Raw genomic sequence first — 20,724 nt, forward strand, 5'->3', positions numbered from 1 at the left:
GTCCGCCCGCATCGCGGGCGCAGGCCCGGTGATCGCCGTCGATGTCTCGCCCGCCAAGGAGGAGCTTGCGCGGGCGGCAGGCGCCACCGAGTTCCTGATCGCATCCGAGGACACCGCGAAGCGGATCCGCAAACTGACCGGTGGGTACGGCACGGATGTCGCCATCGAGTGCGTCGGCCGCGCCGAGACCATCCGTACCGCCTGGTCCGCGACCCGCCGCGGCGGCCGTACCACGGTCGTCGGCATCGGCGGCCAGGACCAGCAGGTCACCTTCTCCGCGCTGGAGCTGTTCTACTTCGGCCGTACCCTGTCCGGCTGCGTGTACGGCAACAGCGACCCGGCCAGGGACCTGCCGGTGCTCGCGGAACACATCCGTGCCGGCCGCCTCGACCTGGGCGCGATGGTGACGGAGCGCATCGGCCTGGACGGCATCCCGGCGGCGTTCGAGGCGATGACGGCTGGGCGGGGCGGGCGGGCTCTGGTGGTCTTCGACTGATCGTGGCGGCGGGCTTCTGGGGTCGGGGGCCGGGGCCGACTGCTCTACTCGACGAGGGCGAGCCAGCTGCGGTAAGCCGTGGCGAACGGCTCCGCCCCGGCACCGACCTGCTTCATGAGCCACTGCGCCGTTCCGGCGGCGTGCTCGATCACGTCGGCCGGATACCCGTACCGGACCTGGTGCTCGGCGAACTCGTCCTCGTCCACCAGCCGCGGCGCCGGCTCCTCGCGCTTGAGCAGTACATCGAGATCGAGGTCGATCATCGTGACCTCGGTCCCGGACACCCACTGCGGCGGCGTGGTGATGTCGCAGTAGATCTGGGTGGAGCGGGGCGCGGCGTTGAAGACCGCCGTCCACCACCCCTCCCGCGGGAAGAGGATCACATGCGCCTCCGGGACGGGCACTTCCGGACTGTGGCCCTTGCGCATCACGCTGTTGGCGGGCAGCCCGAGCCATACCCCGTGCTCGTCCTCGCCGAGTCTGCGCATCCGCAGATTCCAGTGCAGCGAGCCGTCGTACTTGCGGTAGTTGACGTACACGAGTTCCGGCATGACCGGATGCTATCCGCGCAGCTGCTCGTACTGCAGCGCCAGCCCGTCCACCAGCGCCCGCAACCCGGTCTCGAAGGCGCCCTCGTCGACCCGCTGCTGATGCTCCGCCAGCAGATGGGCGCGGCCCAGGTGCGGATAGTCGTCCGGATCGTACGCCGCCGCGTCGTCGACGAAGCCGCGGGCGAACGAGCCGAGAGCCGAGCCCGCCACGAAGTACCGCATCAGGGCGCCGATCCGCGTCGCGTGCGCGGGCGGCCAGCCCGCGTCCACCATGCCGCCGAACACGGCGTCCGCCATCCGCAGGCCGGCCGGGCGGCGGCCCGGGCCCTGGGCGAGGAACGGCACGATGTTGGGGTGCGCGGTCAGGGCCGCGCGATAGGAGCGGCCCCAGTCCAGCAGTGCTGTCTGCCAGTCGGCACCGCCCTGGAACATCGACAGATCGACCTGGGCGACGACCGTGTCGGCCACCGCGTCCAGGATGTCGTCCTTGACCTTGAAGTGGTTGTAGAGCGACGGTCCGCTCACCCCGAGCCCCGCCGCGAGCCGCCGGGTCGAGAGCGCCTGCAGGCCTTCCGCGTCCACGAGGGTGAGCGCCGCGGCGACGATGAGTTCGCGGCTCAGGAGGGGCTTGCGGGGGCGGGCCATGCGCCACATAGTAGAGCCTGCCAACCCGAAACTAGCAGTGCTAATTTATGAGAGGTGCCCCCAGTGGACCTTGCGCTCTCGCAGGAGCAGACCGCCGTCCGGCAGCTCGCCAAGGACTTCACGGACCGCGAGATCACTCCGCATGTGGTGGCGTGGGACCGCGCCGAGAGCGTGGACCGGGGCATCGTCAGGAAGCTCGGCGCACTGGGGTTCCTCGGGCTCACCATCGACGAGGAGTACGGCGGTTCGGGCGGCGACCACCTCGCGTACTGCCTCGTCACCGAGGAGCTGGGCCGCGGGGACTCCGCCGTGCGCGGCATCGTCTCCGTATCGCTGGGGCTCGTCGCCAAATCGATCGCGCACTGGGGGAGCGAGGAGCAGAAGTGCGCGTGGCTGCCCCGGCTCACCTCCGGTGAGGCGGTCGGGTGCTTCGGGCTGACCGAGCCCGGCACCGGTTCCGACGCCGCCAACCTCACCACCCGCGCGGTGCGCGACGGCGACTCGTATGTCATCAGCGGCTCCAAGATGTTCATCACCAACGGCACGTGGGCCGATGTCGTCCTGCTCTTCGCCCGCACCGGCGACCCCGTCGAAGCGCCCGGGCACAAGGGCGTCAGCGCCTTCCTCGTCCCCGCCGATGCCCCGGGACTGACCCGCCGCGAGATCCACGGCAAGCTCGGACTGCGCGGCCAGGCCACCGCCGAGCTGGTCCTCGACGGCGTCCGGGTGCCGGCCTCCGCCATGATCGCCCCCGAGGGCAAGGGTTTCTCCGTCGCGATGTCCGCCCTCGCCAAGGGACGGATGTCGGTCGCGGCGGGCTGTGTCGGCATCGCCCAGGCGTGCCTGGACGCCGCCGTGGCGTACGCGGGGGAGCGCGAGCAGTTCGGCAAGCCGATAGCCGGGCACCAGCTGGTGCAGGAGCTGATCTCCGACATCGCCGTGGACGTCGACGCCGCCCGTCTCCTCACCTGGCGCGTCGCCGACCACATCGACCGCGGGCTGCCCTTCGCCACCGAGTCGTCGGTGGCGAAGCTCTACGCCAGCGAGGCCGCCGTGCGCGCCGCCAACAACGCGCTGCAGGTGTTCGGCGGCTATGGGTACATCGACGAGTACCCGGCGGGGAAGCTGCTGCGGGACGCCCGCGTCATGACGTTGTACGAGGGCACCAGCCAGATCCACAAGCTGCTCATCGGACGCGCCCTGACCGGTGTCTCGGCCTTCTGAGTGGCGGGGCCGCGTGCCGGCCTGTGGTGCGGCGTTCCGGCGGGCGGTGCCGCGTGCCGCGGACCGACCGGCCGGTCTGTGGCGGACCGACCGGTCGGATTGACCGACCGGCCGGTATCTAAGCGCTTGCTCACCTTGGCTGTAAGGTGTCCGCCATGGATGTGGAGGCAGGAACGACCGACGCGTGGGGCGACGTCACACCCGATGCGGCACGCCGGCTGGTGATCGCCGCCGTCGAGGCGTTCGCCGAGCGCGGGTACCACGCGACGACGACCCGCGACATCGCCGGACGCGCGGGCATGAGCCCCGCCGCGCTCTACATCCACTACAAGACCAAGGAAGAGCTGCTCTACCAGATCAGCCGGGTCGGCCATCTGCGCTCCGTCGGCCTGCTCGAAGAGGCGGCCAACGGTGACGGCGCTCCCGGTGAGCGGCTCGCCGTCGCCGTCCGGGCCTTCGTCAGCTGGCACGCGGAGCGGCACACCACCGCGCGCGTCGTGCAGTATGAACTCGGCGCCCTCGCCGAGGACCACTACACCGAGATCGTCGCGCTGCGCCGCAAGTCCGAACGCGCGGTCCGCTCGATCATCGAGGACGGCGTACGGACCGGTGCCTTCGATGTGCCGGACGTCGCGGGGACGGCGCTCGCCATCCTGTCGCTGTGCATCGACGTCGCCCGCTGGTTCAACCCCGACGGACGCCGTACGCCCGACGACGTCGGCGTGCTCTACGCCGACCTCGTCGGTCGCATGGTCAGCCCGCGCTAGGGCCTGTCCGGCTGCGGCCCGGACCCGGCGAACCCATGCGTCAGAGGTAGAAGCGGGCGACCGTCTCCGCGACGCACACCGGTTTGTCCCCGCCCTCGCGCTCGATCGTCACCTTGGTGACGAGCTGGACGCCGCCGCCGACCTCGGTGACCTCCATGATCTGCGCGGTCGCCCGCAGCCGCGAACCGACCGGTACGGGCGCGGGGAAACGGGCCTTGTTCACGCCGTAGTTGACGCCCATCTTCACGCCTTCGACCCGGAAGAGGTCGGGTGTGAACGACGGGATCAGCGACAACGTCAGATAGCCGTGCGCGATGGTCGTACCGAACGGTCCGTTCGCGGCCTTCTCGGGGTCGACATGGATCCACTGGTGATCGCCGGTCGCCTCCGCGAAACCGTCGATCCGCTTCTGGTCGATCTCCAGCCAGCCGGTCGTGCCGAGCTGCTCGCCGACGGCCGCCCGGAGATCGTCCAGCGAAGCGAAGATCCTGGCCTGCGACATCTGATGCCTCCTGTGGACACGGTTACTAAGCGCTTGCTCAGCATGGTTCCGGTCGTCGGCCATGTCAACGTCGCAGCGCCTCGCAGCCCCTCGCAGCCCCTCGCAGCACGTCTCGGAGCGAGGCCGGGCTCGGGAACCGGCGCCGTCAGTGCCTCCGGGCGGCCCCGCTCACCACACCGAGGGTGCCCCCCGCTCACCACACCGAGGGCCGCCGCGCCGCCCACGGCCGGGCCGCCTCGAGCTGCGCCGACAGCTGGATGAGGGTGGCCTCGTCCCCGTACCGGCCGCCGAACATCACCCCGATCGGCAGCCCCGCCTCCGTCCAGTGCAGCGGGACGCTCACCGCCGGCTGGCCGGTGGCGTTGTACAGCGGTGTGAACGGCGTGAAGGCCGCCAGGCCCTCGAACTCCGCCGCCGGGTCGGCATCGTTGCGCAGACCGCCCACCAAGGCGGGCGGCTGCGCCAGCGTCGGGGTCAGGATGACGTCGTACGAGGACAGCAGCGCGTCGGCGATCAGCTGTCCCAGCGCGCGGAACGAGTACAGCGCCGCCGCGAACTCCGGCCCCGACACCCGGCCGCCCCGCTCGCGCAGATGCCGGGTGAGCGGCATCAGCAGCTCCTCGTGCTCCGGCGCGACCGGGTAGACGGTGGACATCACGCCCCACGCCCTGCCGAAGGCGTGGCGGATGCCTTCGTCGACCGGCAGTTCCATCTCGTCCACCTGGTGGCCGAGACCGCGCAGCAGCTCCGCCGCCGCGTCGTACGCCGCCCGGCAGTCGGGGTGCAGTTCGACTCCGGGCACCGGCGGGGTCGGCAGTGCGACCACCCGCAGCTGCCCCGGCTCGGTACCGGCGTACGAGGCGAAGGTCGCGCCGGGCGGCAGAGCGGGAACGCCGTACGGGGCGCCCGGCATCGGGCCGGCCAGGACGTCGAGCAGCGTGGCGGCGTCCGCGACGGTCCGGGCGATCGGCCCCGACGTGCTCAGACCGCTCACGTCGTGCTGCACGGGACCGCCGCTGACCCGTCCCCGGCTCGGCTTGATGCCGAACAGCCCGCAGACGGACGCCGGTATGCGGATCGAGCCGCCACCGTCACTGCCCTGCGCGACCGGCGCCAGCCCGGACGCCACCGCGGCTGCGGCGCCCCCGCTGGAACCGCCCGCGGAGCGTTCCAGGTCCCAGGGCGTGCGGGCGGGCGGCGCGAGCTGGTTCTCGGTGTAGCAGGGCAGCCCGAACTCGGGGGTGTTGGTCTTGCCGAGCAGGATCGTCCCGGCCTCACGGAGCTTCGTCACCACATGGTCGTCCACGTCCGGGACGTGATCGGCGTACGCCCGCGAGCCGAGCGTGCAGCGCACCCCCGCCACGAAGTTGAGGTCCTTCACCGGTACCGGGACGCCGTGCAGCGGCGGCAGCTCCCGCTGCTCCCGGCGCGCGGACAGCGCCTCGCTCTCCGCGTCGGCCGCCTGCTTGCGGGCGACCTCGGGGGTCACGGTGATGTACGCGCCGACGGACTCGTTGAGCCGCTCGATGCGGTCGAGATAATGCTCGGTCAGCTCGACCGGCGATACCGATCCGGTCCGTACCGCCTCCGCCTGCTCCACCGCGGTCAGATCGTGCAGCTGCGCCATGGCTGTCCCGTCCTCTGCTTGTTCGACTTGTACGACGTCGCGTCACCTGCGTCGCGATCCTCGCACTACCGGCCGGTAGCGGAAAGACCCCGTGCGAGGTCGGCGATCACCTCCAACTGGGCCGACTGCGCACCGCCGCCAGCGCCGCCAACGCGGTCAGCGCCTCGATCCGCGGACTCAGCAGCGAGTCGTTCGCCCACACCGAATCAGACCCGAGCCGCTCCGCCCGCACCCCGAACCCGACCACCGCCCGGGGGTCCGTCCCCGCCCCCCCACTGGGCCTTACCGGTCGGCAGCAGCACACCCGTACGTACGCCATGATTCGTCATGCCCCCATCGTGTGCGCGCCCCGAACAGCCCTCAATTCCCCAATGGGAATGGCCGGCCGGGGCGCCGGATCGGTGTGGGAGCCCGCCCGGGACGGTGACGTGATTGGGTGATCGGCATGACTGGTTCTCCTTATCCGCGGGTAGAGATCAACGGCCACACCGCCACGGCCGAGGACCTGAGGCGGTTCGTTATGGTCAGCAGTTATGGCCACTTCACCGCCATGCAGGTCAGGAATCGCGCGGTGCGCGGTCTGGACTTCCATCTCGACCGGCTGGCCACCGCCACACAGGAGCTGTACGGCACCGGCCTGGACGGTGAGCGGGTGCTCGACGCGATCCGGCACGCGCTGTGGGACGACGTGGACGCGTCGGTGCGCGTCAACGTCTTCCGTCCCGATCCGAACCCCCGCCCCGCCGACGAGGTCTCGCTCCTGGTGAGCGTCCGCGGCCCCGGGGCCGGGCCGAGCGGCCCGCAGAGCCTGATGTCCGTCGAACACCAGCGGCCCGTGGCCCATGTGAAGCACGTCGGAGGCTTCGGGCAGGGCTACTTCGGAAACGAGGCGCGGGCGGCGGGGTTCGACGAGGCGCTGCTCGTGGGGCACGGCGGGGTGATCTCGGAAGGCTCGATCACCAACATCGGCTTCGCCGACGGCGACTCGGTCGTCTGGCCGGACGCGCCCGCCCTGCACGGCATCACGATGCGGGTGATCGAGCGGGAGATGACCGCGGCGGGGCTGCCGTGGCGTCATCAGCGGGTCCTTGTGGCGGACGTGCCCTCGTTCGACGGCGCGTTCGTCTGCAACTCCCGGGGGATCGCCCCGGTCAGCAGGCTGGACGACCTGGTCCTGCCGACCGACGCCGGCCTGGTGAAGAGGGTGATCGAGCTCTTCGAGTCCGCCCGCTGGGACGCGCTCTGAGCCGCACGAACACAGGCACGAACACAGGCACGGGTACGGGTACGGGCACGGGTACGGGCACGGGCACAGGCGCCAACCCCCGCCGACCGGATGAGGCGATCCTGTGCCCGACCCGCAAAGGTGACGCATGTTCACCTTCCGGCAGCCGCGTACCGGCGGTAACCTCCGGCGCATCGGCCTCCGGGAGGAGCAGAAATGCCACAACGCACCGGCAAACCACGCACCGGCAAGGTAGGCAACAGCAAGCTCGGAACGGTCACCGCAGCGGCGCTGCTCGCGCTTGGCGTCACCCTCGTCGTACCGCTGCCGCACGCGGCGCAGGCGGCGGCTCCCACCACCGACTACTGCCAGAGCCAGTGCGGCGACATCCTGCCGCCCGGTGAGAACGGCAATGCGACGCTCGCCGACATCCTCGCCCACAAGGTCTTCGGCACCCGCCCCGCGCACGCCGCCGACCAGCTCGGACCGTACAGCGCCCTGGCCACCGGCTATCCGGCGCTCACCGACGCCTCGATCGGCTCCTTCTTCAACGACGCCTCGTTCGGCGTCCCGTCGAACCAGGTCGCGTCCGTGACGACGCCGCGCGCCGATGTCACCATCACCCGCGACAAGAAGACCGGCGTCCCGCACATCAAGGGCACCACCCGCGACGGGACGGAGTACGGCGCCGGGTACGCCGCCGCGCAGGACCGGCTGTGGCTGATGGACCTGTTCCGGCACGTGGGGCGCGGCCAGCTGTCGTCGTTCGCGGGCGGCGCGGCCGCCAACCAGCAGCTGGAGCAGGAGTTCTGGCGGGCGGCCCCGTACACGGAGCCGGACCTCCAGGCGCAGGTCGACCAGATCACGGCGGGCAACGGCGCGCGCGGACAGCAGGCCCTGGCGGACGTCCAGGCGTACGTCAGCGGCATCAACGCCTACATCACCCAGTCCAAGAACGGCCGCTACTTTCCCGGTGAGTACGTACTGACCGGCCAGATCGACGCGATCACCAACGTGGGCGAAATCCAGCCATTCAAACTGACCGACCTGATCGCGCTCGGCTCGGTCATCGGCGCGCTGTTCGGCTCAGGCGGCGGCGGAGAGGTGCAGAGCGCGTTCTCACTGCTCACCGCACAGGGGAAGTACGGGGTGGCCGAAGGCACCAAGGTCTGGGAGACGTTCCGCGAACGCAACGATCCCGAGGCCACGTTGACCGTGCACGACGGCACCGGCTTCCCGTACGCGGGCAAGCCGGCGACCCCGCGCGGCGCGGCGCTGCCCGACGTCGGAACTGCCGTGGTGCCGGAACCGCTGGTCTACGACCGCGCCGGCGGCGCGGCGACCCGCGCGAAGACTCCGGTCAAGGCGGCCGGGCCGCTCAAGGCCGCACAGGGCATCTTCGACAACGGCGCGCTGCCGGCGAATCTCTTCTCCACCAAGAAGGGCATGTCCAACGCCCTGGTCGTCAGCGGCGCGCACACCGCGAGCGGCCAGCCCGTCGCCGTGTTCGGCCCGCAGACCGGCTACTTCGCGCCGCAGCTGTTGATGCTCCAGGAGCTCCAGGGGCCCGGGATCAGTGCGCGCGGCGCCTCGTTCGCCGGACTCGGGATGTATGTGGAGCTCGGCCGCGGCCAGGACTACGCCTGGAGCGCCACCTCGGCCGGCCAGGACATCACCGACACCTACGCCGTCGAGCTGTGCCAGGACGCGGTGCACTACCTCTACCACGGGGTGTGCACGGCCATGGAGAAGCTGCAGCGCGTCAACTCCTGGAACCCGACGGTCGCCGACTCCACCGCCAAGGGCTCCTATCGGATGCAGGTCTACCGGACGGCGTACGGTCCTGTGGAGTACCGGGCGACGGTCGGCGGCAAGGCGGTCGCGTACACGACGCTGCGCAGCTCGTACCGGCACGAGGCCGACTCGATCATCGGCTTCCAGATGCTGAACGATCCCGGCTACGTCCATGACGCGGCCTCGTTCCAGCAGGCCGCCCAGCACATCAACTACACCTTCAACTGGTTCTACGCGGACTCCCGGCAGACCGCCTACTACAACAGCGGCACGAATCCGGTGCGCGCCGACGGTGTGGACCCCTCATTCCCGGTGAAGGCGGAGGCAGGCTACGAGTGGCAGGGCTGGGACGCGGCGACGAACAGCGCCACCTACACCCCGCCCGCGCAGCACCCGCAATCCGTCGACCAGGACTACTACATCTCATGGAACAACAAGCAGGCCAAGGACTTCACCTCGGCCGGCTTCGGCAACGGGTCCGTGTACCGCGGTGACCTGCTGGACGCCCGGGTGAAGCAGCTGGTCGCCGCGGGCGGCGTGACCCGGTCCGCGCTCACCCGGGCGATGGCCGACGCCGCGCTGACCGACCTGCGCGGTGAGGACGTCATGCCCGACCTGCTGCGCGTGCTGCGCAGCGCGCCGGTAACCGACCCGCAACTGGTCACCGCCGTCCAGCAGTTGTCCGACTGGGGCGCGGCGGGCAGCAAGCGCCGGGAGACCTCGGCGGGCTCCCACGTGTACGCGAACGCCGACGCGGTCCGCACCATGGACGCGTGGTGGCCGCTGCTGGTCGACGGCGCGTTCAGGCCGGGGCTCGGTGACGATCTGTACGGGGCGCTGACCGGGAACCTCCCGATCGACGAGTCGCCGTCCGCCGGTCACGGACCGACGGGCTCGCACGCGGGCAGCTCCTTCCAGAGCGGCTGGTGGAGCTATGCGGACAAGGACCTGCGGACGGTTCTCGGCGATCCGGTACGGGGCTGGACGCCGCGGGCCTTCTGCGGTGGCGGTGACCTCGGTGGCTGCCGCGACACGCTGCTGGCGACGTTGAAGCAGGCGGTCGCGAAGACTCCGGCCGTCGTCTATCCGGGCGACGCCACCTGCTCGGCGGGTGACCAGTGGTGCGCCGACTCGATCATCCAGCGGCCGCTCGGCGGGATCACCCAGGACAGGATCAGCTGGCAGAACCGGCCCACCTTCCAGCAGGTCGTGGAATTCCCCGCGCACCGGTAGGAGCTCGCATTCGCCGGAGAGTCCGAAAGGCATGAGGAAACGGCAGCGGGCGTGCGCGCCGCGGGACGGCTGATCAGTGAGCGATCCGTCCCGCGGCGAGCACCACTTGTGCCAGCTCCTCATGGCAGATGTCGCTGTGCGCACCCGCCGGCGGCGAGCCGCTGCACACGACGGCCGACGCGTCCACACTCACGCACCCATTGGCGGGGAACCGGCCCTCGCGGGCGTCCGCGAGCGTCGCCGTACGGGTGCCGTCGACGGCCTGGATGCCGTCGTGCCCGATCGCACCCCAGCGGTCGCCGAGTCCGAGGAACGAGGTGGCGTCGCCCGACAGCCGCGACGCGAGCGGGTAGATCACACCGAGCGCGGTGTCATGGCTGGAGTAGCAGGACACCACGGGCCCGTCCACCCGGTTCTCGACGTCGCGCAGCGCCCCGCCGTACTCCGTTTCACCGGGCAGCTGCCGCGCGAACGCGTAATGGGAGAAGGCGCCCTGGAGCAGCGTCACCGACTTGACGTTGCGCACCCCGGCGGGCAGTCCGAGCAGCGCGAACGACACCAGCCGCCCGCCGAAGCTGTGCCCCACCAGGTGTACCCGTACCGGTCCTGCCGTCTGCGAGAGCCGGCCGAGCATGGGGCCGAGGCCGAGCTGGCCGATGGTGCCGGCCCGCCGCTTCATCGCGAAGTACGAGGCTTGCCGCAGCAGTTCGTGCGCGCCGTTCCAGAGCCGTTTCCCCAGGCCGCCCAGGAACTCCGGCTCCTCGGGACCCAGATCGACGCCCGTCTCCTGAAGCGCGGCGGTCAGCGTCTCGCAGAGCGCGACCGGGTCGTCCCCGAGGATCGCCGGCTCGGCCTCCGGCGCGCCGTTGGCGGCGTCGGCGCCGAACGCGGCGGCCGGGCTGCCGGCGGGGAGTCCGACGAGGTCGCGTACCAGGCGGGCGAACTCCCCGAACGCCTCCGCGGAGCCGGGGCGCTCCCGCAGCATTTCCGCCAGCCGTCCGACCGTCGCGGCATGGCCGGGGAAAGCGGCGGTCAGGGCGAGGCACGTCTCCGGGCTCAGTACGATCCGGTCGGCAGGGAGGGCGACAGGGGTGTCAGGGGCGTCCTGGGCGTCGTGGCCGTCAAGGGCGGTGAGGGAGGTGAGCACCGCCGAGTGCGTGAAGTCGGGGATCGGCTCGTCGCTGAACCGCATCGCGGGCCACAGCACACCGACGTAGCCGAGGCTGGTGCCGGGCGCGGGACCGAGCAGCCCGGGGAAGGGGGCGAAGAAGCGGTCGTAGAGCCAGGTGGCCATGGACCGGTCGTTGTTCCAGCCGTGCGCGAACATCACCAGATCGGTGATCCTCGCCTCGGTCACCTGCGCCAGCAGCTGATCCCGCTGCCGGGGGTCCACGTCCCCGTCCGCGTCGAAGGTCAGTTCCCAGTAGGGCTGCACGCTCATCGCCGCCATGACGGTCCCCCTCGACTTCGACTTCGACTTCGACTTCGACTTCGACTTCGACTTCGACTTCGACCTCGTTCTCCCCCTGCGTCATGTGCCCGCATCATCCCGAAGGGGGAGGAGACAGGCCATACGTCGCGCATACGATTTTGCTCTTCCGTGCTCATGACCGACCGCTTAGTATGCGAAGGGAGCCGGAGCCAAATCGAGTCGAAGGAGACACGATCGTGGTCGTGGAAACACTGCGCGATGCCCGAGTGGTCGTCACCGGGGCAGGTGGCGGCATCGGTGCCGCCCTGGCCCGCAGATTCGCCGCCGAGGGCGCGCGGGTCGTGGTCAACGACCTGAACGCCGGAGCCGCGCAGGCCGTTGCCGACGAGATCGGCGGCACCGCCGTCCCGGGCGACGCCTCGGGCATCGTCGGCAAGGCCCGTGACGCGCTCGGCGGCACGATCGACATCTTCTGCGCCAACGCGGGTGTCGGCACCGGCAGCGGCGCCGACGCCACCGACGAGGACTGGGAACTCTCCTGGGACGTCAACGTCATGAGCCACGTCCGCGCCGCCCGCGAGCTGCTGCCCGAATGGCTGGAACGCGGAAACGGCCGGTTCGTCGCCACCGTCTCGGCGGCCGGACTGCTCACCATGGTGGGCGCCGCGCCGTACTCGGTCACCAAGCACGGGGCCTACGCCTTCGCCGAGTGGCTGTCGCTCACCTACCGGCACCGCGGAATCCAGGTGCACGCGGTCTGCCCGCAGGGCGTACGCACCGACATGATGCGCGCGGCCGGCGCCGCGGGTGAACTGGTCCTCGGGCCCACCGCGATCGAGCCGGAGGAGCTCGCCGACGCCGTCATCGAGGGCATCGTCGCCGAGCGCTTCCTGATCCTCCCGCACCCCGAGGTCGCCGGATACTACGCGGCCCGCGCGGCCGACCCCGAGCACTGGCTCGACGGGATGAACCGCCTGCAGCAGAAGCTGGAGCGCGTCACGGGCGACGCCGGGGGCTGGAGCGGCGAGTGATCTCCTATGCGTCCAAGCCCTGGCTCCAGCACTTCACCGAGGAGCAGCGCTCGCTGCCCGACCCCCCGCCGAGCGTGCTGCACTCCTTCCGCGCGGCCGTCGCCCGGGTGCCGGACCGTACCGCTCTCGCCTACTTCGACGGACGGCTGTCCTACCGCGAGGTCGACGAGCTCTCCGACGGCCTCGCGAACCACCTCGCCGGACGCGGTTTCGCGCCCGGTGACCGGCTCGCGGTCATGCTGCAGAACATCCCGCAGTTCGTGATCGCGCTGCTCGGCGCGTGGAAGGCCGGCGGCACGGTCGTACCGGTCAACCCCATGTACAAGACCCACGAGCTCACCCACATCCTCAGCGACGCGGACGTTCGCGCGATCGTCTGCTCCGACCGCGCCTGGGACGGCTATGTGCGGCAGACCGTGGCCGGATCCCCGGTCCGGATCGCACTCACCACCAGTGATCTGGACCTGCAGACGCGGGACGACCGGCGGGTACTGCCCGAGGGCCGCTTCCAGGCGGCCGGAGCGGCCGGAGCGGCCGGAGCCGAAGCGCCCCACGCCGACGACCTGCTCACCGCCGCCCGCGTCGCAAGCGGGCCGGCAGTCCCATCGTCCCGCCCCGAGCGCGATGGCATCGCGCTGATCAGCTACACCTCCGGTACCACCGGCGCCCCCAAGGGCGCGATGAACACCCACGGGAACATCTCCTACAACGCCGACCGGCAGCGCTGCATGCTCGCCCTCCCGGACGGGTCCGTGATCTTCGCACTGGCGCCGCTGTTCCACATCACCGGCATGGTCGCCCAGCTCTCCTCGGCCATCGCCAACGGCGCCACGCTGGCGCTCGCCAACCGCTTCGAGGCGGGCGTCGTCCTGGAGGCGTTCCAGGAGCACCGGCCCGCCTACACCGTCGGCCCCGCCACCGCGTTCATGGCGCTGATGGCCCGCCCGGAGGCCACCCGGGAGCACTTCGCGTCATTCCGCTACATCTACTCCGGCGGCGCGCCCCTGCCGCCGGCCGTCGTCGAGGGGTTCCGCGAGCGGTTCGGCCCCTACCTCCGCAACGGCTACGGCCTGACCGAGTGCACCGCGCCCTGTGCGAGCGTCCCCGGCGACCAGGAGGCACCCGTCGACCCGGCGTCCGGCACCCTGTCGGTCGGCGTCCCCGGGCCGAACACCATGGTGCGGATCATCGACGAGCTCGGCGCGGACGTACCGTTCGGTACCCACGGAGAGATAGCGGTGCGCGGCCCGATCGTGATCCCCGGCTACTGGAACCGGCCCGTGGAGTCCGCGGCCGCGCTGCCCGGTGGCGAGCTGCGCACCGGCGACATCGGCTTCATGGACGAGGCGGGCTGGCTCTACGTCGTCGACCGGAAGAAGGACATGATCAACGCGTCCGGCTTCAAGGTCTGGCCGCGCGAGGTCGAGGACGTGCTCTACACCCACCCCTCCGTTCGTGAGGCGGCGGTCGTCGGCATCCCCGACGCCTACCGGGGCGAGAGCGTCAAGGCGTACGTCAGCCTGCGACCCGGCCGGTCCGCGGAGGCCGCCGAGCTCATCGCTTACTGCAAGGAGCGGCTCGCGGCGTACAAGTACCCGCGGGAGGTGGAAGTGCTCGACGAACTGCCGAAGACCACCAGCGGGAAGATCCTGCGGCGCGAACTGAAGGTCCGCGCCGGATAGGGTCCATACCGTTCGGAATGTTGTCCGGCGCACGGTGCGGAGAAAGGGCAGGCCATGGCACGCAGTACGAAGGCGACAGCGGTTCCCGAGCGGCTGCTCGCCGAGGCCACCCGGCTCTTCGCCGAGCGCGGCTACGACCGTACGTCGGTACAGGAGATCGTCGAGGCGGCCGGGGTGACGAAGGGCGCGCTCTACCACTACTTCGGCTCGAAGGACGATCTCCTGCACGAGATCTACGGGCGGGTGCTGCGCCTGCAGACCGAGCGGCTCGAATCCATCGCCGCGCAGGATCTGCCGGTGTGGGGGCGGCTGGCCGAGGCCGCCGCCGACGTCGTGGTCACCAGCATCGAGAACCTCGACGACACCAAGATCTTCTTCCGGTCGATGCACCAGCTGAGCCCGGAGAAGCAGAAGGCGGTACGGGCCGAACGCCGCCGCTACCACGAGAAGTTCCGGGCCCTCGTCGAGGAGGGCCAGCGCGAGGGCTTCTTCCGTCCGGAGCTGCGGCCCGACCTCGTCGTGGACTACTTCTTCGGCTCGGTGCACCACCTCGGCACCTGGTACCGCGCGGACGGCCCGCTGTCCGCGGAGACGGTCGCCGGGGACTTCGCAGACATGCTGCTGCACTCGGTGCGGCAGCTCCGATAACGACCTGCCCGCGCCCTGTCGCTGGGGAGGTCTTACCCATCCTGGAGGTATCTGGTGAAGGCATGGCGCGTGCACGAGAACGGGGAGCCGCGCGAGGCGATGCGCCTCGACGAGGTACCGGACCCGCAGCCCGGCCCCGGTGAAGTGCTGGTGCGGGTACGCGCCGCGAACATCAACTTCCCCGACGCGCTGCTCTGCAGGGGCCAGTACCAGATACGCCCGCCGCTGCCGTTCACCCCGGGCGTCGAGCTGTGCGGCGAGATCCTCGCCCTCGGGGAGGGCGTGACGGGACTCTCCGTCGGCGCCCGTGTCATCTCCCCGGCCGCGCTGCCCGGCGGCGCCTTCGCGGAACTGGCCGTCGTCAGCGCCGCGACCGTACTCCCGGCCCCGGAGGCACTCGACGACGCCGAGGCCGCGGCCCTCCACATCGGCTACCAGACCGGCCTGTTCGGGCTGCACCGCCGGGCCGCCCTGCAGCCCGGCGAGACCCTGCTGGTGCACGCCGCGGCAGGCGGTGTCGGCAGTGCGGCCGTCCAGCTCGGCAAGGCCGCAGGCGCCACCGTCATCGGCGTCACCGGAGGGCCCGACAAGGCGAAGGTGGCCCGCGACCTGGGCGCCGACCTGGTCGTCGACCGGTACAGCGAGGACTTCGTGGCCGCCGTCAAGGAAGCCACCGGCGGGCGCGGGGCGAACGTCGTCTACGACCCGGTCGGAGGCGACGCGTACACGAAGTCGACCAAGTGCATCGCCTTCGAGGGCCGTATCGTCATCGTCGGCTTCACCAGCGGTACGGTGCCGGCCCCGGGCCTGAACCACGCCCTCGTGAAGAACTACTCGATCCTCGGCCTGCACTGGGGCCTGTACAACACCCACGATCCGGCCGCCGTCCGCCGGGCGCACGACACCCTCGCCCAGCTCGCCGCCGAGGGAAAGGTGAAGCCGTTCGTCAGCGAACGGGTCGCCTTCGGCGGCGCGGCCGACGCGGTCCAGCGGGTTGCCGACGGCACCACCACCGGCCGGCTGGTCGTCGTGGTCTGAGTCCTCAAAACGCGGGACGGGCTGAATATTCAGCCCGCCCCGCGTTTTGAGGACCACGTATTACAGGTACTTCTTCAGCTCGCGCCGCGCCAGCGACCGCTTGTGCACCTCGTCAGGGCCATCTGCAAGACGCAACGTGCGCGTGGCCGCCCACAGCTCCGCCAGCGGGAAGTCCTGGCTCACACCGCCTGCGCCGTGCACCTGGATCGCCCGGTCGATGATCTTCTGGACCGCCGCCGGAGTGGCGATCTTGATGGACTGGATCTCGGTGTGGGCACCGCGGTTGCCCACCGTGTCCATCAGCCACGCGGTCTTGAGAACGAGCAGCCGCAGCAGCTCGATCTCGACCCGTGCCTCGGCGATCCACTCCTGGACGACGCCCTGCTCGGCGATCGGCTTGCCGAACGCGACCCGGTCCGTCGCCCGGCGGCACATCAGCTCGACCGCCCGTTCCGCCATGCCGATCAGCCGCATGCAGTGGTGGATCCGGCCGGGGCCGAGCCGCGCCTGGGCGATGGCGAAGCCGCCGCCCTCCTCGCCGATCAGGTTCTCGGCCGGTACCCGGACATCGGTGAAGACCACCTCGGCGTGCCCGCCGTGGTCGCCGTCGTCGTAGCCGAACACCCGCATGCCGCGCCGTACATCGACCCCGGGCGTGTCACGCGGGATCAGGATCTGGCTCTGCTGGCGGTGGCGCTCCGCCGACGGGTCGCTCTTGCCCATCACGATGAAGATCGCGCACTTGGGGTTCATCGCCCCGGAGATGTACCACTTGCGGCCATTGACGACGTACGAGTCACCGTCGCGCTCGATCCGGGTCTCGATGTTCGTCGCGTCCGACGAGGCGACATCCGGTTCCGTCATCGCGAACGCGGAGCGGATCTCGCCGGCCAGCAGCGGTTCGAGCCACTGCTTGCGCTGCTGCTCGGTGCCGAACTCGCTGAGCACCTCCATGTTCCCGGTGTCGGGCGCGGCGCAGTTCAGCGCGGGGGGCGCCAGATGCGGGCTGCGGCCGGTGATCTCGGCCAGCGGCGCGTACTGCAGATTCGTCAGCCCCGCCCCGCGCTCGCCCGGCAGGAAGAGATTCCACAGGCCCTGCCGCTTGGCCTCCGCCTTCAGCTCCTCCACGACCGGCGGCGCCGACCAACGGGCATCGCCCTCGGCCTGCTCGCGCTGGAGCGCGAAGACCGGCTCGGCCGGATGGACATGGTCCTTCATGAACGCGTGCAGCCGCGTCCGCAGTTCCTCGGTGCGGGCGTCATAGGCGAAATCCATCAGTCCTCCTGGGGCTGGAGCCGGAGCTTGAGCAGCCCGCGGTCGATGAAGACAGGAACCAGGGAGCCGATCCGGTCGAAACCGGCGCCGACGGTCCGGCCGAGTGTGAAGCGGTAGTGGATGCCCTCGAGGATCACGGCGAGCTTGAAGTACGCGAAGGCCGTGTACCAGTCGATGGCGGAGGTGTCGCGGCCGGACCGCTCGGCGTAGCGCTCGACGAGCTCGAGCGCGCTGGGATGGCCGGGCGCGTCGCCGGTGGTGGACACGGGCGCGTCCGGGACGGTCTCCTGCTCGCTGTACATCACCAGCAGGCCGAGATCGGTGAGCGGGTCTCCGAGCGTCGACATCTCCCAGTCCAGGATCGCCTGGACCCGGTCGTCGGCGCCGATGAGCACGTTGTCGAGCCGGTAGTCGCCGTGCACGACGGTGGGCGCGGCCGAGACCGGCAGGGCCTTGGCGAGGGCGCTGTGCAGGTCGTCGATGCCGGGCAGCTCCCGGCTGCGGGACGCCTCCAGCTGCTTGCCCCAGCGGCGCAACTGCCGCTCCAGGAAGCCCTCGGGGCGCCCGAAGTCGCCGAGGCCGGCGGCGGCCGGGTCCACCGCGTGGAGCTCCACGAGGGTGTCGACGAGCCCCAGCACGACCGCACGGGTGCGCTCCGGGCCGATCGTGGCGAGCTGCTCCGAGGTGCGGTACGGAGTGCCGTCCACGAAGTCCATGACGTAGAACGGCGCGCCGATCACCTCGGGGTCCTGACACAGCAGTACCGTGCCCGGCACCGGCACCGGAGTGTCGCGCAGCGCGCTGATCACGCGGTGCTCTCGCGGCATGTCGTGCGCGGTGGCCAGCACGTGCCCGAGCGGCGGCCGCCGTACCACCCAACGGGAGGTGCCGTCGGTGACGGCGTACGTCAGGTTGGACCGGCCGCCCTCGATCAGCGTGGCGCGCAGGGCGTCGCGCACCAGACCGGGGCGCTGCTGGTCGAGATGTTCCCGCAGCCGACCGAGGTCGAGCCCCGGTGGGTTGTCCGTACCGCTCATCGTTTGCTCCTCACCACCCGGCACACCTTGGTCCTGGCGTCATTGCCATCATGCCGACCAGTCGGTATGTCGTCCAGTAGGGAGCCGGAATCCGCCGTCCCGGGCCGTCCCCGGCAGCCGGTTGACGCGGACTCGGCCCGCGCCTAGCCTCTGGACCTATGGGTGAACTGTATTCACATACGCAGACAGCGGCGCACGCCGAGGCACTGACGGTCGCGGAGGTCAGGCTCACCCCCATCCTGATCGCCGACCCGCCGCTGCTCAACACCCAGGGGGTACACCAGCCCCTCACCCCGCGCCTGATCATCGAGGTCGTCACCGCGGACGGCACGGTCGGGGTCGGCGAGACGTACGGCGACACCAAGTATCTGGAGCTCGCCAAGCCGCTCGGTGAGGCGCTGCCCGGCCGCCCGGTCAGTGATCTGAACGGGCTGTTCACGGTCGCCGAGCAGGTCTGCGGTGAACCCGGCGACGTGTCCGACTCCGTCGACGTCGGCGGGCTGCGCGGGGTGCAGACCGCCGACAAGATGCGGCTGTCCGTCATCTCCGGCTTCGAGGTCGCCTGCCTCGACGCGCTCGGCAAGGTGCTCGGCCTGCCCGTGCACGCGCTGCTCGGCGGCAAGGTCCGCGACAGCGTCGAGTACAGCGCGTATCTCTTCTACCGCCCGGCGCGGCACCCCGGCGCGGACACCCCGCGCGACGACTGGGGCGCGGCCCTCGACCCGGCCGGAGTCGTCGCCCAGGCACGCCGGCTCGCCGACACTCATGGATTCGCCTCCTTCAAGCTCAAGGGCGGTGTCTTCCCGCCCGACGAGGAGATCGCCGCCGTCCGCGCGCTGGCCGAGGCGTTCCCCGGGCGGCCGCTGCGCCTGGACCCCAACGGCGCCTGGTCCGTCGAGACCTCCCTGCGTGTCGCCGCCGAACTCGGTGACGTCCTCCAGTACCTGGAGGACCCGACCAGTACCACCGCCCGCATGGCGGAGGTCGCCGCCCGGACCGACGTTCCGCTGGCCACCAACATGTGCGTGACGACCTTCCCCGAGATCAAGGATGCCTTCACGACCGGCGCCGTCCAGGTCGTCCTCTCCGACCACCACTACTGGGGCGGACTGCGCAACACCCGTGAACTGGCCGCGATCTGCCGCACGTTCGGTGTGGGCCTGTCGATGCACTCAAACACCCACCTGGGGATCAGCCTCGCCGCCATGACCCAGGTGGCGGCGACCGTCCCCAACCTCGACTACGCCTGCGACTCCCATTACCCCTGGCAGACCGACGACGTCATCACGTCCCGGCATGTCTTCACCGGCGGCCGGCTCACCGTCTCGGACGCGCCGGGCCTCGGCGTCGAACTCGACCGCGGCGCGCTCAAAGCGCTCCACCAGCGCTGGCTGGACGACGACGGCACGATGCGCGACCGCGACGACGCGGCCGCCATGCGCGTGGCCGAGCCCGACTGGCAGACGCCGTCGGTGCCGCGCTGGTGACGTCCGGAAACTGAAGGCCCCTTTGGTGCGGGCTCCCGTGCGAGCTCCCGTGCCGGCTCGCGTGCGGGAGCCCGAGCACCGGTCCGGCTACGCGTGGCACGCCACCGGCACGCCGCCGTTCATCTCCGCCATGTCGGCGAACGCCGCGGCCACGTCCAGCGGCGCGCCCGGCGCGATGCCGTCGAGTTCGGCGTAGACACGGTGGAGGTTGGCGACGAGGCGCTCGGACTCGCGGAGTACGGCGAACGTCCCGAGGTCGGCGGCGCGGGCGGTCTCCAGCGGCGTCCGGCCGGCGGCGCGGCCCGCCTCGGCGAGGCAGCCGAGGTTACGGAGGTAGCCCTCCATGGTGTCGTAGACGCCGGGGTCGGTGACCGGACCGTGCCCGGGGACGACGCACTCGGCGTCGAGCGACCGCAGCAGATCCAGTGCACGCAGTGATCCGGTCAGGGACCCCATCAAAATGAAGGGCGTACCGCCGTTGAAGACCAGATCGCCGGTGAAGACGATGCGCTGGCGCGGCAGCCACATGATGGTGTCGCCCGGAGTGTGGGCCACCCCGGGGTGGAACAGCCGTACTTCCGAGCCGGCCGTGTGCAGCTGCAGCGATTCGGAGTACGTGATGGCGGGCGCCGTGATCCTGATGTCGCCGTAGTCCACCTCGGGCCAGACGCCGTGCAGTTGGAGTCCGGCCGCGAGTATCTCCCGGCGGCACGCGGTGTGGCCGATGACGGCCGAGCCGCCGGCCGCGAACAGGCCGTTGCCGTAGGTGTGGTCGCCGTGGTGGTGGGTGTTGACGACGTAGTCCGGCTGCGGCGCGCCGGTCGCGGAGATGGCGTCGCGCAGCAGCCGGGCACGGCGTTCGGTGGCGGCGGTGTCCACGAGCAGGGTGCTCTCGCCGTCGCTAACGAAGCCCGCGTTGCTCAGGCACCAGCCGCCGTCGGGCTGGAGGAACGCATGGACACTCGGAGCGATTTCGGTGAGATAAGGCTCCGTGCCGGTCGTATCGGCGAACGCCGTCGTGCCCATGTGT

18 protein-coding genes are annotated in these 20,724 nt (G+C 70.9%); 10 read left to right on the top strand and 8 right to left on the bottom strand.

Translation table 11 applies throughout. The annotated features are described in order from the left end of the window. The coding region (locus tag QMK24_RS24260; protein WP_283468832.1) for a zinc-binding dehydrogenase at positions 1 to 496 on the top strand (496 nt) is incomplete at its 5' end. Between the two features lie 44 nt (positions 497 to 540). Here the strand turns inward: QMK24_RS24260 and QMK24_RS24265 are convergent. Together QMK24_RS24265 and QMK24_RS24270 are read right to left on the bottom strand one after the other, a co-directional pair. Beyond that, entirely contained in the window at positions 541 to 1,047 is a 507-nt protein-coding gene (locus QMK24_RS24265; protein ID WP_283468834.1) for a DUF402 domain-containing protein, read from the bottom strand. A 9-nt stretch (positions 1,048 to 1,056) separates the two neighbouring features. Beyond that, positions 1,057 to 1,692 (bottom strand): TetR/AcrR family transcriptional regulator, encoded by a 636-nt coding sequence (locus QMK24_RS24270; RefSeq protein ID WP_283468836.1) that lies wholly within the window; start codon positions 1,690 to 1,692, stop codon positions 1,057 to 1,059. A 63-nt stretch (positions 1,693 to 1,755) separates the two neighbouring features. On the opposite strand from QMK24_RS24270, the gene QMK24_RS24275 reads away from it, so the two are divergent. After that, complete coding sequence (locus QMK24_RS24275) at positions 1,756 to 2,916, top strand: acyl-CoA dehydrogenase family protein (RefSeq protein WP_283468837.1); 1,161 nt, start codon at positions 1,756 to 1,758, stop codon at positions 2,914 to 2,916. A 155-nt stretch (positions 2,917 to 3,071) separates the two neighbouring features. After that, positions 3,072 to 3,683 carry a TetR/AcrR family transcriptional regulator gene (locus QMK24_RS24280; protein WP_283468838.1) on the top strand — a complete coding sequence of 204 codons (612 nt, stop codon included), beginning with the start codon at positions 3,072 to 3,074 and terminating at the stop codon, positions 3,681 to 3,683. Positions 3,684 to 3,723: 40 nt separating this feature from the next. Here the strand turns inward: QMK24_RS24280 and QMK24_RS24285 are convergent, their stop codons facing one another. After that, a complete protein-coding gene (locus QMK24_RS24285) occupies positions 3,724 to 4,185 on the bottom strand; it encodes a MaoC family dehydratase (protein WP_283468840.1) in 462 nt (153 codons plus the stop codon). Between the two features lie 193 nt (positions 4,186 to 4,378). Continuing rightward, a complete protein-coding gene (locus tag QMK24_RS24290) occupies positions 4,379 to 5,812 on the bottom strand; it encodes an amidase (protein WP_283468841.1) in 1,434 nt (477 codons plus the stop codon). A 445-nt stretch (positions 5,813 to 6,257) separates the two neighbouring features. On the opposite strand from QMK24_RS24290, the gene QMK24_RS24295 reads away from it, so the two are divergent. Together QMK24_RS24295 and QMK24_RS24300 are read left to right on the top strand one after the other, a co-directional pair. Beyond that, the gene (locus tag QMK24_RS24295) at positions 6,258 to 7,058 is read left to right on the top strand and encodes an aminotransferase class IV (protein WP_283468843.1); all 801 of its coding nucleotides are present in this window, start codon (positions 6,258 to 6,260) and stop codon (positions 7,056 to 7,058) included. Between the two features lie 195 nt (positions 7,059 to 7,253). Beyond that, positions 7,254 to 10,064, top strand: a complete 2,811-nt coding sequence (locus QMK24_RS24300) for a penicillin acylase family protein (protein ID WP_283468844.1) — start codon at positions 7,254 to 7,256, stop codon at positions 10,062 to 10,064. Positions 10,065 to 10,137: 73 nt separating this feature from the next. On the opposite strand, the gene QMK24_RS24305 is transcribed toward QMK24_RS24300, so the two are convergent. Beyond that, a complete protein-coding gene (locus QMK24_RS24305; RefSeq protein ID WP_283468845.1) occupies positions 10,138 to 11,514 on the bottom strand; it encodes a lipase family protein in 1,377 nt (458 codons plus the stop codon). Between the two features lie 224 nt (positions 11,515 to 11,738). On the opposite strand from QMK24_RS24305, the gene QMK24_RS24310 reads away from it, so the two are divergent. The 4 genes from QMK24_RS24310 to QMK24_RS24325 are packed head-to-tail and all read left to right on the top strand — an operon-like array spanning position 11,739 to position 15,895. Further along, positions 11,739 to 12,527 (top strand): SDR family oxidoreductase, encoded by a 789-nt coding sequence (locus QMK24_RS24310; protein WP_283468921.1) that lies wholly within the window; start codon positions 11,739 to 11,741, stop codon positions 12,525 to 12,527. Next, positions 12,524 to 14,209, top strand: a complete 1,686-nt coding sequence (locus tag QMK24_RS24315; protein ID WP_283468846.1) for a class I adenylate-forming enzyme family protein — start codon at positions 12,524 to 12,526, stop codon at positions 14,207 to 14,209. The genes QMK24_RS24310 and QMK24_RS24315 overlap by 4 nt, the downstream gene beginning before the upstream one ends. A gap of 54 nt (positions 14,210 to 14,263) precedes the next feature. Then, positions 14,264 to 14,857 carry a TetR/AcrR family transcriptional regulator gene (locus tag QMK24_RS24320; protein ID WP_283468847.1) on the top strand — a complete coding sequence of 198 codons (594 nt, stop codon included), beginning with the start codon at positions 14,264 to 14,266 and terminating at the stop codon, positions 14,855 to 14,857. 54 nt (positions 14,858 to 14,911) lie between these two features. Continuing rightward, positions 14,912 to 15,895 (top strand): NADPH:quinone oxidoreductase family protein, encoded by a 984-nt coding sequence (locus QMK24_RS24325; protein WP_283468849.1) that lies wholly within the window; start codon positions 14,912 to 14,914, stop codon positions 15,893 to 15,895. Between the two features lie 60 nt (positions 15,896 to 15,955). Here the strand turns inward: QMK24_RS24325 and QMK24_RS24330 are convergent, their stop codons facing one another. Further along, entirely contained in the window at positions 15,956 to 17,170 is a 1,215-nt protein-coding gene (locus QMK24_RS24330; protein WP_283468852.1) for an acyl-CoA dehydrogenase family protein, read from the bottom strand. After that, complete coding sequence (locus QMK24_RS24335) at positions 17,170 to 18,207, bottom strand: phosphotransferase family protein (RefSeq protein WP_283468855.1); 1,038 nt, start codon at positions 18,205 to 18,207, stop codon at positions 17,170 to 17,172. The genes QMK24_RS24330 and QMK24_RS24335 overlap by 1 nt, the downstream gene beginning before the upstream one ends. Positions 18,208 to 18,365: 158 nt before the next feature. On the opposite strand from QMK24_RS24335, the gene QMK24_RS24340 reads away from it, so the two are divergent. Further along, the gene (locus QMK24_RS24340) at positions 18,366 to 19,694 is read left to right on the top strand and encodes a glucarate dehydratase family protein (protein WP_283468857.1); all 1,329 of its coding nucleotides are present in this window, start codon (positions 18,366 to 18,368) and stop codon (positions 19,692 to 19,694) included. Between the two features lie 87 nt (positions 19,695 to 19,781). Here the strand turns inward: QMK24_RS24340 and QMK24_RS24345 are convergent, their stop codons facing one another. Continuing rightward, complete coding sequence (locus tag QMK24_RS24345; protein WP_283468859.1) at positions 19,782 to 20,720, bottom strand: MBL fold metallo-hydrolase; 939 nt, start codon at positions 20,718 to 20,720, stop codon at positions 19,782 to 19,784. Positions 20,721 to 20,724: the final 4 nt, after the last annotated feature.

The organism is Streptomyces sp. PH10-H1 (assembly GCF_030063355.1).
Classification (GTDB): Bacteria; Actinomycetota; Actinomycetes; order Streptomycetales; family Streptomycetaceae; genus Actinacidiphila.

Excerpts from the sequence above, each read along its gene's own strand:
- QMK24_RS24265 (WP_283468834.1), bottom strand. The coding sequence starts at position 1,047 with ATGCCGGAACTCGTGTACGTCAACTACCGCAAGTACGACGGCTCGCTG.
- QMK24_RS24285 (WP_283468840.1), bottom strand. The coding sequence starts at position 4,185 with ATGTCGCAGGCCAGGATCTTCGCTTCGCTGGACGATCTCCGGGCGGCC.
- QMK24_RS24290 (WP_283468841.1), bottom strand. The coding sequence starts at position 5,812 with ATGGCGCAGCTGCACGATCTGACCGCGGTGGAGCAGGCGGAGGCGGTA.
- QMK24_RS24335 (WP_283468855.1), bottom strand. The coding sequence starts at position 18,207 with ATGAGCGGTACGGACAACCCACCGGGGCTCGACCTCGGTCGGCTGCGG.
- QMK24_RS24295 (WP_283468843.1), top strand. The coding sequence starts at position 6,258 with ATGACTGGTTCTCCTTATCCGCGGGTAGAGATCAACGGCCACACCGCC.
- QMK24_RS24300 (WP_283468844.1), top strand. The coding sequence starts at position 7,254 with ATGCCACAACGCACCGGCAAACCACGCACCGGCAAGGTAGGCAACAGC.
- QMK24_RS24345 (WP_283468859.1), bottom strand. The coding sequence starts at position 20,720 with ATGGGCACGACGGCGTTCGCCGATACGACCGGCACGGAGCCTTATCTC.
- QMK24_RS24340 (WP_283468857.1), top strand. The coding sequence starts at position 18,366 with ATGGGTGAACTGTATTCACATACGCAGACAGCGGCGCACGCCGAGGCA.
- QMK24_RS24270 (WP_283468836.1), bottom strand. The coding sequence starts at position 1,692 with ATGGCCCGCCCCCGCAAGCCCCTCCTGAGCCGCGAACTCATCGTCGCC.
- QMK24_RS24305 (WP_283468845.1), bottom strand. The coding sequence starts at position 11,514 with ATGGCGGCGATGAGCGTGCAGCCCTACTGGGAACTGACCTTCGACGCG.
- QMK24_RS24320 (WP_283468847.1), top strand. The coding sequence starts at position 14,264 with ATGGCACGCAGTACGAAGGCGACAGCGGTTCCCGAGCGGCTGCTCGCC.
- QMK24_RS24330 (WP_283468852.1), bottom strand. The coding sequence starts at position 17,170 with ATGGATTTCGCCTATGACGCCCGCACCGAGGAACTGCGGACGCGGCTG.
- QMK24_RS24280 (WP_283468838.1), top strand. The coding sequence starts at position 3,072 with ATGGATGTGGAGGCAGGAACGACCGACGCGTGGGGCGACGTCACACCC.